The organism is Xanthobacter autotrophicus ATCC 700552 (genome assembly GCF_043194565.1).
GTDB lineage: Bacteria > Pseudomonadota > Alphaproteobacteria > Rhizobiales > Xanthobacteraceae > Xanthobacter > Xanthobacter autotrophicus_F.
Genome location: NZ_JBAFVS010000079.1, coordinates 1 through 555, shown reverse-complemented (window position 1 = coordinate 555; position 555 = coordinate 1). Strand labels below are relative to the sequence as shown.

The 555-nt window shown below is 71.2% G+C and carries 1 protein-coding gene; it reads left to right on the top strand.

The window, feature by feature from the left end; translation table 11 throughout:
• On the top strand, positions 1-543 hold a 543-nt coding region (locus V5F48_RS24985; RefSeq protein WP_394260647.1), incomplete at its 5' end, for a sensor histidine kinase.
• Positions 544-555: the final 12 nt, after the last annotated feature.

The window sequence follows — 555 nt, the reverse complement described above, 5'->3', positions numbered from 1 at the left end:
AACGAGATGCAGGAGATGACCGAGGCCACCTTGGCCTTTGCGCGCGGCGTGTCGGTGGCGGAGCCCCTGGAGCCGGTGAACCTGAACGGCCTCCTGGCCGATCTTGCGGCGGAGCTTTCCGCCTCGGGCCCACCCGTCACCCTCGTCGAGTCGCCGCCGCACATCCTCCCGCTCCGCCGGATGGCCCTGCGCCGCGCGCTGCGCAACCTCCTGGAGAACGCCCAGCGCTATGGCGCGGGCGCGACGGTCGGGATCAGCCACGCCGGAGGAGAGACCTTCGTCACCATCGACGATGCCGGACCGGGCATCCCGGAGGCGGATCTGGAGCGGGTGTTCGACCCTTTCGAGCGGCTGGAAACCTCCCGCTCGCGCGAGACCGGCGGCGCAGGTCTCGGCCTTCCCATCGCCCGTGCCATCCTGCGCGCCCATGGGGGCGAGGTGAGCCTGTCCAACCGGCCGGAAGGCGGGCTGCGGGCAACGGTCCGCCTGCCGGCAGCGAACCAAGGGGCCAAAGCTCGGGCGATCGCGTCGCGTAAGGTCTAGGCGTCTAGAGCA